Raw genomic sequence first — 13,269 nt, 5'->3', positions numbered from 1 at the left:
CAAAGCTTTGGCGAAAGCCTGAGCTCCTTTCGCGCCACGAGCGCGGGTAGTCGTGTTCACCGTGAACGATTCCATTGTCGTAGCGGCGGCCATTCAGCGCGCCGATGGAAGCGGCAGAAATCCCGCAAGTCAGAAAATCCAAATCTCCCAGATCCCGATGCGTATGGAATAGGGAAGCGCGCGTTACTTACTATCGAGCCGCTAGCCTTTGTAGAATTCGAGATGGCTGCTTCGCATAATGAGTGATGGTATCCAGAGCCGCCAAAGAGACGGATCCCTTTCTCTCGGCAAAATCCCAGGTAACGAAGCACGCCAGAATAAACGCAGCGATGACGTATCTCATGGTATTCTTATATGCTGAGGTGCTTAAAGCAACGTAAAGCACGGCCTCGTCGACCCGCTTGGCGGGCATGAGGCGTCGCTGAGAGCCACATATGCACGAAAAAGGAGGATAGAAATGCGAATGATGCTCAAAGTTTCGCTTCCCGTTGACAAGGGAAACGCAGCAATCAAAGACGGCAGCCTCGTCACCAAGATTCAATCCATCCTTGCTGATCTCAAACCCGAAGCGGCCTACTTCACTGAATTCGACGGGAAAAGAACGGGCCTTATTTTCTTCGACATGACGGACACCTCGGAGATACCGGCCGTTGCTGAGCCATGGTTTCTTGCGTTTGATGCCAGTGTTGAGATCAAGGCGGTCATGAACCGCGATGACCTGGCGAAGTCCCAGCCCGGGATCGAGAGGGCAGTCGAGAGCTTCGGCTGAATCATATCGCAGCGGCTTGCGTAGCGCCCAACTACCAAGGAAGCGCCGTCAGCGTGGCCCTGCGATGTTGGTCGGCTTTAACATGTGCGCTCAATGAGTTAAAAAGAACGCATTTTCTTAACACGTCTGAGCCTCATGTTAGACTCGCGAACATTCGCTTACATGCAGCCAGACATCGGCAGCTGGTCGATCCTGAGTATTGGGATGCGCGGCAAATACTTGGCCGTGCCGAGAATGTGGCCCTAGCCAATTTGGGCGACGAGATCCAAACTTGACGAAAACCAGAGGCTGCGGGAAAACCTTGGAACGCAAGGGATCCAATGGCATCGTCCTGCCCGACGGCAATCTCAACAATCCGTCGCTGACATGGCTGTGGCGCTGGTGCGAGGGCAAGGCTAAAATCCTCGCTGTAGTGGGGCTGCCGGAAGAAACTTTCCGCTCAGCCGATGCGACGGTTAAGGCCTCGCTGGTCTTCCTGAAGCGCTTCAGCAAAGACGATCAGAAGGCCTGGGACGCGGATGGACCGCCGCGAAGGCCACGCATGACGCAGCCTTCGAAGCGGAACGCGACAAGCTTTGTGACGCATTCGGCACGCGCATTATTTCGGGCGACGACAAGGACGCCGCACGCGTGCTGAAGGAGCTTTCGGCGATCGGCATCGAGCGCGTGCCGCCCGCATGGTTCTCGGCCGATGCGCCGCCCTATCCCAAAGGCATCGGCGCGACGAAGCTCACGAAAGTGGGCTGGGCCGATAGCGCGAAGGATCGCAAGAAGGCGGCGGCGCTCGTGATCACCCGGCGATTATGGGAAACGTCGGACCACTTCAGTCCCAGGATCTCCCCTCGGCGCATCCCGGTCTCGATGGCGAGAATGACGATCGTCTTGAGGAATGGGATCTGTCCGGCGTCGCAGCCATCGAGGAGACGTTGCTCCTCGTCACCGGTCAGGCGCCGGCTGCGCTCGTTTCGGATTACCCGACGGCGGACGAGCTTCACCACATTGCGACTAAGCGGCAGCCCCCAATGGCGGCTGGCAACCTCGATGTTTCACGTCGTCGGCATCTTGTCGAATTTCGGCAGTGCCGGATCGAGGTGATCCCAGGCATGTCCGGCTGCGGTCCAGGACACCAGCTGTGGCTTATAGCGGCTTGGGTCGTCGAGGCTTGCCGGCGTGACGATGAACACATCCGGCATGTCGGGAAATGTCATGTGGACGGACGAACCGCATGTCGGGCAGAAGGCACGTCGCTTGACGGTTCCGCCATCGCCGACGGTCTGCCAATGCGATGCTTCTCCCTCGACCTTCACCTCAGCCGCAACAAAAGTCAGGTGCGATTGATGTCCGGTGCCGCTGTCGCGCTGACATTGCCGGCACTGACAGTCAACCATGACGGCCGGTTCGCTTGATATCTCGTAGCGGATTTCGCCGCAGGCGCAGCCACCGGTATAGGGCGTGTTCATGTCGTTCTCCTGTTGCTTCAATGCAGCCTCTTCGGCGACCACTCTGTCGAGATTCTTGACCACTTTTTTCCAGCCTTCGCTCATGTTGCGGTAGGCGGTGTCGTTCTTCGGAAGCACGAAGCCGGAATGGGTGAGGCGCAGGCGCGTGCCCGTCTCGGCCGTGGAGATGGTGAAGGTGACCACGGTCTCCAGTTTCGAGCCGTAGCCGTCATTGCCCTCATGGCCGCCCTTCCACGCATAGGACAGACGCTCATTCGGCACGACCTCCAGCACCTCGCAATGAATGGTGCCGTCCCATTCGCCTGCAGGCTTGGTTTGAAAGGTGAAATGGCTGCCGACCGCAGGCTCGAAGCCTGTCGGCGCCATCAGCCAACGGCCGATGAGCTCGCCGCTCGTCAAGGCTTTCCAGATGACTGCGGGCGCGTGCGGGAAGACGTCGTCGACCACAATGGCCTGCGTGTCCGGATTCACGGCTTGGTTCATGGGTCAATTTCCTTCAGCAGGTTTCTCAGATCGGCGAAGCGTTCGCGCCAGAATACGCCATAGTCGCTCATCCAGTCGGCTAGCGGCTCCAGACCGTCGGGTTGGGCGCGATAATAGACATTGCGCCCCTCGGGGCGCTCGCAAACAAGGCCGGCCTGTTTCAAGGACTTGAGATGTTGGGAGATAGCGCCCTGCGTCACACTGCTGCCGCGGGTCAACTCAACGACGGTGATCTCGTCGGAATTGACGATGCGCTCGAACACGGCCCGCCGCGTGGGATCAGCAAGGGCGCGCATGACAGCAGTTATGGTTTCAGCCTCGGTCATGAGCAATCAAATAGCCAACACTAATCAATTAGTCAATGCTATTTGAATTAACCTGTGCGCCAATGCACGAAGGGACGGCTCTCGCCGCCCTTCCGCATCGCAGTAGTGGCTGCCCCAGCCTGCATGTTAGGCAGATGCATGGCTACCCCGGACGAGCAACGAGATCATCCGCACTGAGGTGTGCGTATCTCCGGAGCATTCGCAGTTCCTTGTGCCCGCTGATCGTAGAAACCTCGATTACGTTGAGACCGCGCTCGAAAAGACGACTTACGCCCTCGTGGCGGAGATCGTGGAAGCGCAGAACCTTGACGTTCGATCGCGCAAGGAGACGTCGCCAGGCTTGTTCGAGCGAGCTCGCGAACAGTGGTAGATGGAGCTACGGTGCGGAGACGCTCGTCGCGGAACGAGGCGATGTCTTGTTGGCTCAATCCGATCATCGTCCGGTAAGCAAGCTCATGGCGCCGCAGGACGTCGAGCCTCGCTTCGTCGGCGAGACCTCGCGCTGGTAGCGCTCCAGGAGCTCACCGAGCGTTGTGCTCTCCAAGATCCGGGTGTCGGGCGCGACACCGAAGCGATCGACCTGGGCCTCCAGGTCACGCGCCCACTTCTCCGCTTCCAGCTTCGTATCAAAGGACTTGCAGCGGCGTTTCATGCCGCGCCGCGCTCACCATCTTCGGCCCCAGTGCTTCGTCCACTTCTCCACGAGCGGGATGAGTTCCGGATCGGCGTCGTCATCTATTTCCTGGAAGTAGGACACCTCCGGCCTACCCCGTCACTGAACCGAAGCGTCCACAGGACGATGCCTTCTCCACGCGGCTTGAGAACAAATAGCACAACGATCAAATGGCCGAAACGACGACGAAAGCGCCTCAAGTGTGGCCCTTGGACTGCTCATGCACGCGCACGCGCCTGATGCGAGCACTTGATATGGTCAGCGTATTGCGCATCTACTTGAAACACAGAGTGCCCGACCTGAGAGATAGGTGACGTTTTGTACCGGAGACAGGGGTAACACTTTTCGCCTTTTTGCGGGAGGTGTTGATGCCGTGGAGAGAGACTTCGGTAATGGAGGAACGTCTACGTTTCGTCGCCCGGCTGCTTGAGGGCGAAGGCATGAGCGATGTGTGCCGGGAGTTCGGCATCTCGCGCAAGACCGGCTACAAGATCTTCAATCGCTACAAGGACGACGGCCTGGAGGCGCTGACGGATCGCTCGCGGCGGCCGGTGCGTTACGCCAACCAGTTGCCCGCGCCGGTGGAGGCAATGATTGTGCGGCTCAAGAAGGAGAAGCCGCATTGGGGTGCCAGGAAGATCAGAGAACTGCTGGTGAAGCGTCTGGCCGGCGATGTGCGCGTGCCGTCGAAGAGCACGGTGCATGCCGTTCTTGACCGGCACGGGCTGGTCGCCCATGCCCGTAAGCGGCAACGACACCGAGCCGAAGGAACAGCATTGTCTCAGGCATTGCTGCCGAACGACCTGTGGTGCGCCGATTTCAAGGGCGAGTTCAAGCTCGGCGATGGCCGCTACTGTTACCCGCTGACGGTCACTGACCAGGCGTCACGCTACCGGCTTGCCTGCGAGGCCTTCGAATCGACAAAGGAGGTGGGTGTGTTCGAGGCGTTCCGCCGATTGTTTGCCGAACATGGCCTGCCGCTCGCGATCCGGAGTGACAACGGCCTGCCGTTCGCCAGCCCCAACGGCCTCTACAATCTGTCAAAGCTGTCGGTCTGGTGGCTGCGGCTCGGCATCGCGCTCGAGCGCATCAGGCCGGGCCATCCGCAAGAGAATGGCCGGCATGATGCGCATGCACCTGACGCTCAAGAAAGAGGCGACCAGGCCACCTGGCGGAAATATCCTGCAGCAACAGGCCCGCTTCGATGCGTTCGTCAGCGAATTCAATACCGAGCGGCCGCATGAAGCCGTGGCGATGAAGACGCCGGTCGATCTCTACAGCCCATCGGCGCGCCGATATAACGGGCCTGCCGGAGATCACCTATCCGTTCCACGACCGTGACGCACTGGTGACCCATTGCGGCCGCATCTGCATCTACCGCAAGAAGATCAATATCTCGACCGTGCTGGCCGGACAGAAACTGGGAATCAAGGAGGTCGACGACGGTATTTGGCTCGTCAGCTTCATGCACTATGATCTCGGATATATCGGCCTGGAGCAGAGGACCTTGCAAACCATCGACAACCCGTTCGGCACGAGGTTGTCACCCATGTCTTAGGTACGCTCTGTTACCTATGTCTCCGGTATGGACAGAGGATCCAATGGCGGAGAGGGTGGGATTTGAACCCACGATACCCTTGCAGGTATGCCGCATTTCGAGTGCGGTGCATTCGACCACTCTGCCACCTCTCCGCGGTCTGGTCGGCGCTTGTTCGGCGCGGGCGTTCTCTTAGCGAGAGAATGACGGGCTGGCAAGACGAAATCTCAAAGCTTTTCATCCTTTTGCCTTGACAGTGTTTTTGGCCTCGCGTATCTCGGCTTCGCAATAGGTGTGGATAAGTCCGCGCCTTGCCAGTCTCGCGTTCGCGCGGGGCCGATCACCGGCAGCGAGAGTTCTGGGCGAAAGCCTCTGAAATCCCTGCTTAACCTCGACTGATAAAAAGACGGCCACCTGCTTACTGCGGGTATGAGCCGGAACGAACATGAAAGGATAAAAAATGTTCGCAGTCATCAAGACCGGCGGTAAGCAGTACCGTGTGGCAGCAAACGACGTGCTGACCATCGAGAAGCTTGAAGCAACCGCCGGCGACGCAATTGAATTCACCGAAGTCCTCGTAATCGGCGAAGGCGCCGACGCTGCGATTGGTGCTCCCTTCGTCAAGGGCGCTTCCGTCAAGGCCGAAGTGGTCGAGCACAACCGCGGCAAGAAGGTCATCGCCTTCAAGAAGCGCCGCCGTCAGAACTCGAAGCGTACGCGCGGCCATCGCCAGCATCACACCGTTGTCCGTATTACGGACATCGTGGCTGCTAAGTAAGATCACGGGACTTTAAGGTTTAAAGGAGAACTCCAATGGCACACAAAAAAGCTGGCGGTTCATCGCGCAACGGTCGTGATTCCGAATCCAAGCGCCTTGGCGTGAAGAAGTTCGGCGGCGAAGCCGTCATCGCAGGCAACATTATCGTGCGTCAGCGCGGTACGCAGTGGCATCCGGGTTCCAACGTCGGCCTCGGTAAGGATCACACGATCTTTGCTCTTACCGCCGGCAATGTGAACTACCGAACGAAGGCCAACGGTCGCGTATACGTGTCTGTAATGCCGAAAGCGGAAGCAGCGGAATAAGCCGGTAGCGCTCTAAAACAGCCGGCGTCTCATCGACCCGGCTGAGCGTATCAGGTTCAGTCCAGAAAACAGGGGAGATGGGGCGCCATCTCCCCTTTTTTCTTGTCCAACGAAGGAGGACTGAACATGCAAGGCGAATTGTTGAGGGAAGGCCAATCGCGGTCTCCCCGGGAAGACCAGCGGTCTCCCAAGGAACGGCTGAGGCCGGAACGGTTAAGGACCGATTGCCCTGTCTTATTGTCGGAACGGCTCGTCATGCGCGCGCCGCACGAAGAAGACATCGACGCCCTTGCCCATCTTGCCAACAACGCCAAAGTCGCCACCATGGTGTCGCGCATGCCGCACCCGTACACGGCCAATGATGCCGCCGACTTCGTGCGTCGCACGAAAAACGGCGAGATCGGCAAGTGCGTCTATGCGATTACCAAGGCGGAGAACGGCGCATTTGTGGGTTGCTGTGGGGTCGAACCGCATCTCGACGGGCGGACTGTCGAGATTGGTTACTGGCTTGGAGAACCTTACTGGAATCAAGGCTTTATGACCGAGGCATGCCATGCTCTGGTCGATATGGTCTTCCGTACGAGGCAGGATGTCGATCAGATCGATGCCCGTTGCCGGGTCATGAACGTCGCTTCGCGGCGGGTGATCCAGAAGTGCGGTTTCCAGTTCCAGGGATCGGGGCTGGCGGCATCACTGGCGCTCGGCAGCAACGTGCCGGTCGAGTGGTACAGGCTCGATCGCAAGACCTGGATGTCGTTGAGAAGCTGGGGGAGCGTCTTATGAACGCGATCAGTCTTCAAAGACCCAGGAGCCAGTCGATGACGCCCGGCCCGCTGCCGGTCATCACAACCGATCGGCTGGTGCTGCGCCCGCACAGGCTGAGTGACGCGGATGCGATCGCAGACACGTTGTCCGATTTCGCCGTCACCCGGATGCTCGCGCGCGTTCCTGCTCCCTACGACAGGCAGGACGCGCTCGACTGGCTGGTGCCGGTGACGGCGGGCGGCATGCCCGATTGGCAGTTTGCCATCACGGCCGGCGACGATGCTCATATCGGCGTCGTCGCGGTCGAGCTTCGCCATGGCCTTTGGCACCTTGGCTATTGGCTGAACCGCTACTACTGGCGGCGGGGCTACATGAGCGAGGCCGTATCGGCTGTGTTGGGGCGCTTTTCGCGCCGCATGCCTGAGATGGCGGTCCATTCCGGCGTCTTCGCCGACAACCCGGCGTCGCTGAAGCTGCAGGAAAAGCTCGGCTTCCGGATGACCGGTTGCAGCGAAATCTACAGCTTCGCGCGCAACACTATGGTGACGCATGTCGAGACGATGCTGAAGCCAGGTGCCCTACAACAGGCCGGGATCGCTTGAGATGAAAAGGAGGCGTCCCGATACATCGGGACGCCTCGACCCCTACGCGTCGATCTCGACCCAGACGGGAAAGTGATCGGAGCCGACCGAATTCGTATCGATCTTTGCCGATTTTAGGCGGCCTGCAACGCCGCAGCTGACAAAGCAGTAATCAAGATGCATGCGTTTGCCGTGATCCTTGGGATCCATCCAGCTATAGCTGCCGGGCGTGTAGGGCTTCAGCGCCGCAAGTGCGTCGATGGGCGTGCCAATACGCGGGACGCGGCCGTAATAGCCGTCGCAGGCGCCGGCGAAAATGCAGTATTCCGGCGATTCCGGCGTCATGTTGAAGTCTCCCAGGACGATATAATCCTCCGGCAGCGGTGGATCGCTAATATCGAATTCTGCGGAACCCGTGAGCGACCCGCCCTCGGTAACAAAGGCATTGATGCGCTCGTTCAGGTGGGAAAGCTGCCGGCCGCGCTCGTCGATGGAGACATGATCGAGATGCACCGAATAAACACGCAGCGCGCCGGCAGGCGTCCCGATAACGGCCTCAGTCGCCCCACGCTGGAGATTAATCTTGGAGATCGTTCGGCTGCGCGGCAGAAGCAGTGTTCGGGTCGACAGGATCGGCCAGCGCGAGAGCACCATGTTTCCGAACTGGAAACGGGTTCCGCGCGGCGGCCAACCGTCGGAAGCCTCCTCGACATGCAGATCACAAGCCGGTCCATAGGCCCAGAAATGGTTGGGAAAAAGTGCGGCAAGGTCCGCAACCATGTCGGCATAATCGTTGCGAACGAAGCCTCGGGTCACCTCCTGGAGCGCGATGATGTCGCCGCCTTCGAGGCTCGCAGCGATTCGGTCGAGGTCGTAGATGCCATCAAGACCGAAGCCGTACTGTATGTTATAGCTCGCAAACTTCACGATAACCCTTTGACCTCCGATTGAACCGCCTATATCGAAAGCGGCAAGAGGGGCGATGAGCTGCCACTGGACAATGGAAGTAAAATGAAATTTCTCGACGAAGCAAAGGTCTATATCAAGTCCGGAGACGGCGGCGGGGGCAGTGTCTCCTTCCGGCGCGAGAAGTTCATCGAGTTCGGCGGCCCCGACGGCGGTGACGGCGGACGCGGCGGCGATGTGTGGGTCGAGGCGGTCAATGGCCTCAATACGCTGATCGACTTCCGCTACCAGCAGCACTTCAAGGCTAAAATCGGCACGCACGGTATGGGTAGAAACCGCACCGGCGCCAACGGCGATGACGTCACACTCAAGGTTCCGGTCGGCACGCAGGTTCTCGAAGAGGACCAGGAAACACTGATCTGCGACTTGACGAGAGAGGGGCAACGGTTCCGGATCGCGACGGGCGGCAATGGCGGTTTTGGCAACGCGCATTTCAAGTCGTCGGTCAATCAGGCGCCGGATTGGGCAAATCCGGGTCTGCCCGGCGAAGAAAAGACGGTCTGGCTGCATCTGAAGCTGATTGCTGATGCCGGCCTCGTCGGTTTGCCAAATGCCGGCAAGTCGACCTTTCTTGCAGCTGTAACGCGTGCCCGACCGAAGATCGCCAACTATCCCTTCACGACGCTTCACCCAAATCTCGGCGTGGCCACCATCGACGGGCAGGAGTTTATTCTCGCTGATATTCCCGGGTTGATCGAAGGCGCGCATGAAGGTGTGGGCATTGGCGATCGCTTCCTCGGACACGTCGAGCGCACGCGCGTGCTGCTGCATCTCGTGTCTGCGCAGGAGGAAAAAGTCGGCAAGGCTTATACGACGGTGAAGACGGAGCTCGAAGCCTATGGCAACGACCTGACCGACAAAGCCGAGATCGTTGCGCTTTCGCAGATCGACGTGCTGGACGATGCAACACTGAAGAAGAAGACGAAGGAACTTGCCAAGGCTTGCGGCAGGACGCCGTTCCAGATTTCGGCGGCGACTGGCAAGGGCATGACCGAAGTGTTGCGTGCCTTGCGGGATATCATCGTCGAGGCGAATGCCGGTGCGGCGGAAAAGCTTGCCAAGGCACCAAAGCTTCGCCACCGCGACATGGTGTCGGATGATGAAGGCGAGGCGAATGACGACGCGTAAGTCGCTCCAGCGCTATCGGCGCGTCGTCATCAAGATTGGCTCGGCTCTCCTCGTCGATCGCAAGACAGGTCTGAAGAAGGCATGGCTGGACGCAATGTGCCGCGATATTGCGGCGCTGAAAGCCAGGGGCGTTGACATCCTCGTCGTTTCCTCGGGCGCAATCGCGCTCGGCCGGTCGGTCCTCGACCTGCCTTCGGGCGCGCTGAAGCTGGAGGAAAGCCAGGCGTCGGCGGCCGTCGGCCAAATCGCCCTGGCGCGTGCCTGGTCAGAAAGCCTGTCGAGGGACGAGATCGTTGCCGGCCAAATTCTCCTGACGCTCGGCGACACCGAAGAGCGCCGCCGCTATCTGAACGCGCGCGCCACCATCAATCAGCTTTTAAAGATCGGTGCCGTGCCGATCATCAACGAGAACGACACCGTTGCCACCAGCGAAATTCGCTACGGTGACAATGATCGTCTGGCTGCGCGTGTCGCGACGATGACCGGCGCCGATCTGCTGATTCTGCTATCCGACATCGATGGTCTCTATACGGCGCCGCCGCATCTCGATCCCCAGGCGGAGTTTCTCGCCACGATCGCTGAGATCACGCCTGAGATCGAAGCCATGGCGGGTGGCGCAGCGTCGGAGCTGTCGCGTGGCGGAATGCGCACCAAGATCGATGCCGGCAAAATTGCCACGACAGCCGGCTGCGCAATGATCATTGCCTCCGGTAAAACGGACAGTCCGCTCTCTGCAATCGAGAGTGGGGCGCGTTCCTCATGGTTTGCGCCGTCAGGCACGCCCGTCACAGCGAGAAAGACCTGGATTGCGGGTCAGCTGCAGCCGGCAGGCGAACTTCACGTCGACGAGGGCGCCGTTGCTGCGCTCGGTGCCGGCAAGAGCTTGCTTCCCGCAGGCGTGCGCAAGGTTGTCGGGCTGTTCAGCCGTGGTGATACGGTGGCGATCGTCGGCCCCCACGGCCGCGAGATCGCGCGAGGGCTTGTCGGCTACGATGCCGAAGAGGCGCGCCAGATTACCGGCCGCAAGTCTGCGGAGATCGAGGCGATCCTCGGATACGCGGGACGTGCGGCGATGATCCATCGCGACGACATGGTGATGACCTCGCAGATCAAATCAAAATCAGAAAGGCAGAAGAAGGACGCAAGCTATGCTTGATACCGTTGCGCAGAGCCCTGACATTGACGTGCTGATGAACGACATCGGCCGCAAGGCCAAGGCCGCGGCGCGACCGTTGGGCTTTGCATCCACCGAGGCGAAGAACAGGGCATTGAATGCCATGGCAGATGCGATCCTCGCCGGCAAGGATCACATCCTCTCGGAGAATGCCAAGGATCTTAAGGATGTCGCCGGCACTGATATGCTCGAGTCCTTCGTCGATCGTTTGACTTTGACCGAAAAGCGCGTTGTCGACATGGCCGAAGGTATCCGCGCGATTGCCGCCCTCAAGGATCCGGTCGGCGAGGTGGTCGCAGCCTGGGAGCGGCCGAATGGCTTGAAGATCGAGCGCGTTCGCACACCGCTCGGCGTCATCGGGGTGATTTTCGAGAGCCGTCCGAACGTGACGGCGGATGCGGGTGCGCTTTGCCTGAAAGCCGGCAATGCGGTTATTCTGCGTTGTGGCTCGGACTCTCGGCGTTCATCGCAGGCGATCCATGCCTGCCTCGTACAGGGCTTGAAGGCCGCCGGACTTCCAGAACATGCCATTCAGCTCGTGCCGGTGACCGACAGGGCCGCCGTCGGCGCGATGTTGCGCGGACTGGATGGTGCAATCGACGTTATCGTTCCGCGTGGCGGCAAGAGTCTTGTGGCGCGCGTTCAAAACGAGGCCCGAGTGCCCGTCTTCGCGCACCTCGAGGGGCTTTGCCATATTTATGTGGACGCGTCCGCCGATCTCCGCATGGCGAAGGAGATCGTCGTCAATGCGAAGATGCGGCGCACGGGTATCTGCGGTGCAGTGGAGACGATTCTCGTCGATAGTGCTGCAGCCGATACGCATCTTCGTCCGCTGCTGGAAGCCCTGGCGGGAGCCGGTTGCGAGATCCGCGGTGCGGCTGCCGTTGTTCAGGCAATGCCTGGCGTGAAACCCGCCACGGAGGAAGACTGGTCGACAGAGTATCTGGATGCCATCGTTTCGGTCGCCGTCGTCGATGGCATTTCTGGTGCGATCCAGCATATCCAGACCTACTCCTCCAACCACACCGAGGCCGTGATTGCCGACGATCCAACCGTGGTGGAGAGGTTCTTCACCGAGGTTGATTCGGCGATCCTGCTGCACAATGCATCGACGCAGTTTGCCGATGGCGGCGAGTTCGGAATGGGTGCCGAGATCGGCATCGCGACCGGCAAGATGCACGCTCGCGGCCCTGTGGGCGTCGAGCAGCTGACATCCTTCAAATACCGCGTGCACGGCACCGGACAGACCCGGCCCTGACGTGATCAACGACGAAATCGACCGACGTTTCTTTCGCATGCCGCATAGCGAGCGGGGCATGGTGGTCGGTCTTTTCGGCGGTTCCTTCAATCCGCCGCATGAGGGACACGCGCTCGTCGCCGAAATCGCAATCAAGCGCCTCGGCCTCGACCAGTTGTGGTGGATGGTCACTCCCGGCAATCCGCTGAAGGATCGGCGGCATCTGCTGCCGCTTGCCGAACGCATCGTTTTGAGCGAGAGGCTTGGCCGACATCCCTCGATCAAGATCACCGCGTTCGAGCGCGATTTCGCCACGAGCTTCACGGCGAACACCTTGGCGCGCGTCAAAGCGCGCAACCCGCATGTCCATTTCATCTGGATCATGGGGGCGGACAGCCTGAAGACTTTCCATCTGTGGCAACGCTGGCAGGACATCGTCAACACATTTCCGATCGCCGTTATCGACCGGCCGGGCTCCACGCTGTCGTTTCTGTCGTCGAAGATGGCGAGGACGTTTGATTTCGCTCGCATCGATGAGGACGATTCCCGCGCTCTCTGGAAGCGGCGGGCACCAGCCTGGACGTTCATACACGGTCCTCGATCCGGCCTTAGCTCGACCGCCATCCGCGCCACGAACGGTGCCTTGAAATAAGTTCGATTTTCCGGGAGAGCGCAAATGAAAAGCCCGACGGGGGAGGAGATCCGTCGGGCTTCATAAACTTGATCGACAACTGGGAGGAGGAGTGTCGCCGATCCATATCCAACGGCTTTGGGAGGAGGAGATCGCCGTTCGATGAGTGTGTTGTACCATAGTCTCCGGATTTTTGAAGCGAGTCCATTGCATTGCAGCAATGCGCCATGAGCATAGCTCTAACTCGAAACCGTTTCCAGTTTGCTCATTTCTTTTGCATTCTCAAACGATTTCTGCCGAAGCCTCGCGCTCTCTGCAAGCATTCCCTTAGAATTTAGGGTCGTTTTCGCGGTTTCGAGGAGTGGCATTGCTCAGCCATGCACTTCACGAATGCGTGAAGTCCGGGGTTGGCGAGCGACCCGATGGTTATGCTTGCGAAAATATAACGCTAGCCAA

General features: G+C 59.6%; 13 protein-coding genes, 1 tRNA gene and 5 pseudogenes. 11 read left to right on the top strand and 8 right to left on the bottom strand.

Translation table 11 applies throughout. From position 1 onward, the window contains the following. Positions 1-463 precede the first annotated feature (463 nt). Positions 464-769 (top strand): hypothetical protein, encoded by a 306-nt coding sequence (locus tag ACSQ9D_RS18495; protein ID WP_436283374.1) that lies wholly within the window; start codon positions 464-466, stop codon positions 767-769. A gap of 271 nt (positions 770-1,040) precedes the next feature. After that, positions 1,041-1,406 (top strand): hypothetical protein, encoded by a 366-nt coding sequence (locus ACSQ9D_RS18490; protein ID WP_436283373.1) that lies wholly within the window; start codon positions 1,041-1,043, stop codon positions 1,404-1,406. 142 nt (positions 1,407-1,548) lie between these two features. On the opposite strand, the pseudogene ACSQ9D_RS18485 reads toward ACSQ9D_RS18490, so the two are convergent. The 6 genes and pseudogenes from ACSQ9D_RS18485 to ACSQ9D_RS18460 all read right to left on the bottom strand — a co-directional run. Further along, positions 1,549-1,812, bottom strand: a pseudogene (locus ACSQ9D_RS18485) (tyrosine-type recombinase/integrase); the annotation flags it as partial. Between the two features lie 3 nt (positions 1,813-1,815). Then, a complete protein-coding gene (locus tag ACSQ9D_RS18480; protein WP_436283876.1) occupies positions 1,816-2,229 on the bottom strand; it encodes a GFA family protein in 414 nt (137 codons plus the stop codon). A 27-nt stretch (positions 2,230-2,256) separates the two neighbouring features. After that, positions 2,257-2,712, bottom strand: a pseudogene (locus ACSQ9D_RS18475) (SRPBCC family protein); the annotation flags it as partial. After that, complete coding sequence (locus ACSQ9D_RS18470; protein ID WP_436283372.1) at positions 2,709-3,038, bottom strand: ArsR/SmtB family transcription factor; 330 nt, start codon at positions 3,036-3,038, stop codon at positions 2,709-2,711. The gene ACSQ9D_RS18470 and the pseudogene ACSQ9D_RS18475, both read right to left, overlap by 4 nt. Before the next feature lie 142 nt (positions 3,039-3,180). Continuing rightward, positions 3,181-3,690 (bottom strand): annotated as a pseudogene (locus ACSQ9D_RS18465) (tyrosine-type recombinase/integrase). A gap of 15 nt (positions 3,691-3,705) precedes the next feature. Next, positions 3,706-3,863: pseudogene (locus tag ACSQ9D_RS18460) on the bottom strand (Ku protein); the annotation flags it as partial. Positions 3,864-4,079: 216 nt separating this feature from the next. Here ACSQ9D_RS18460 and ACSQ9D_RS18455 point away from each other — a divergent pair. After that, positions 4,080-5,269 (top strand): annotated as a pseudogene (locus ACSQ9D_RS18455) (IS481 family transposase). Positions 5,270-5,313: 44 nt separating this feature from the next. Here the strand turns inward: ACSQ9D_RS18455 and ACSQ9D_RS18450 are convergent. Beyond that, positions 5,314-5,403 (bottom strand) — tRNA-Ser (locus ACSQ9D_RS18450). Between the two features lie 305 nt (positions 5,404-5,708). Between ACSQ9D_RS18450 and rplU the strand changes: the two genes are divergently transcribed. The 4 genes from rplU (at position 5,709) to ACSQ9D_RS18430 (ending at position 7,698) form a co-directional block, all read left to right on the top strand. Continuing rightward, positions 5,709-6,026 (top strand): 50S ribosomal protein L21, encoded by a 318-nt coding sequence (gene rplU / locus ACSQ9D_RS18445; protein WP_007790977.1) that lies wholly within the window; start codon positions 5,709-5,711, stop codon positions 6,024-6,026. 35 nt (positions 6,027-6,061) lie between these two features. After that, entirely contained in the window at positions 6,062-6,331 is a 270-nt protein-coding gene (gene rpmA, locus ACSQ9D_RS18440) for a 50S ribosomal protein L27 (protein ID WP_004127267.1), read from the top strand. 126 nt (positions 6,332-6,457) lie between these two features. After that, positions 6,458-7,114, top strand: coding sequence for a GNAT family N-acetyltransferase (locus ACSQ9D_RS18435; protein WP_007790983.1), 657 nt, complete (start codon positions 6,458-6,460; stop codon positions 7,112-7,114). Beyond that, positions 7,111-7,698 (top strand): GNAT family N-acetyltransferase, encoded by a 588-nt coding sequence (locus ACSQ9D_RS18430; RefSeq protein ID WP_436283371.1) that lies wholly within the window; start codon positions 7,111-7,113, stop codon positions 7,696-7,698. The genes ACSQ9D_RS18435 and ACSQ9D_RS18430 overlap by 4 nt, the downstream gene beginning before the upstream one ends. 42 nt (positions 7,699-7,740) lie before the next feature. On the opposite strand, the gene ACSQ9D_RS18425 is transcribed toward ACSQ9D_RS18430, so the two are convergent. Continuing rightward, positions 7,741-8,604 carry an endonuclease/exonuclease/phosphatase family protein gene (locus ACSQ9D_RS18425; protein WP_436283370.1) on the bottom strand — a complete coding sequence of 288 codons (864 nt, stop codon included), beginning with the start codon at positions 8,602-8,604 and terminating at the stop codon, positions 7,741-7,743. Positions 8,605-8,688: 84 nt separating this feature from the next. Here ACSQ9D_RS18425 and obgE point away from each other — a divergent pair, with 84 nt between their 5' ends. The 4 genes from obgE to ACSQ9D_RS18405 are packed head-to-tail and all read left to right on the top strand — an operon-like array spanning position 8,689 to position 12,834. After that, positions 8,689-9,771, top strand: coding sequence for a GTPase ObgE (obgE, locus tag ACSQ9D_RS18420; protein ID WP_024313280.1), 1,083 nt, complete (start codon positions 8,689-8,691; stop codon positions 9,769-9,771). Next, positions 9,758-10,927: a glutamate 5-kinase gene (gene proB / locus ACSQ9D_RS18415; RefSeq protein WP_436283369.1), complete on the top strand. Its 1,170-nt coding sequence runs from the start codon at positions 9,758-9,760 to the stop codon at positions 10,925-10,927. Before obgE ends, proB begins: the two co-directional genes overlap by 14 nt. Then, a complete protein-coding gene (locus ACSQ9D_RS18410) occupies positions 10,920-12,203 on the top strand; it encodes a glutamate-5-semialdehyde dehydrogenase (protein WP_436283368.1) in 1,284 nt (427 codons plus the stop codon). The genes proB and ACSQ9D_RS18410 overlap by 8 nt, the downstream gene beginning before the upstream one ends. 37 nt (positions 12,204-12,240) lie before the next feature. After that, positions 12,241-12,834, top strand: a complete 594-nt coding sequence (locus tag ACSQ9D_RS18405; protein ID WP_436283875.1) for a nicotinate-nucleotide adenylyltransferase — start codon at positions 12,241-12,243, stop codon at positions 12,832-12,834. Positions 12,835-13,269 lie beyond the last annotated feature (435 nt).

It is taken from the genome of Rhizobium sp. LjRoot258 (assembly GCF_964254185.1).
Taxonomy (GTDB): domain Bacteria; phylum Pseudomonadota; class Alphaproteobacteria; order Rhizobiales; family Rhizobiaceae; genus Rhizobium.
The sequence above is the reverse complement of the archived record's forward strand: the minus strand, read 5'-3'. Positions and strand labels throughout refer to the sequence as shown.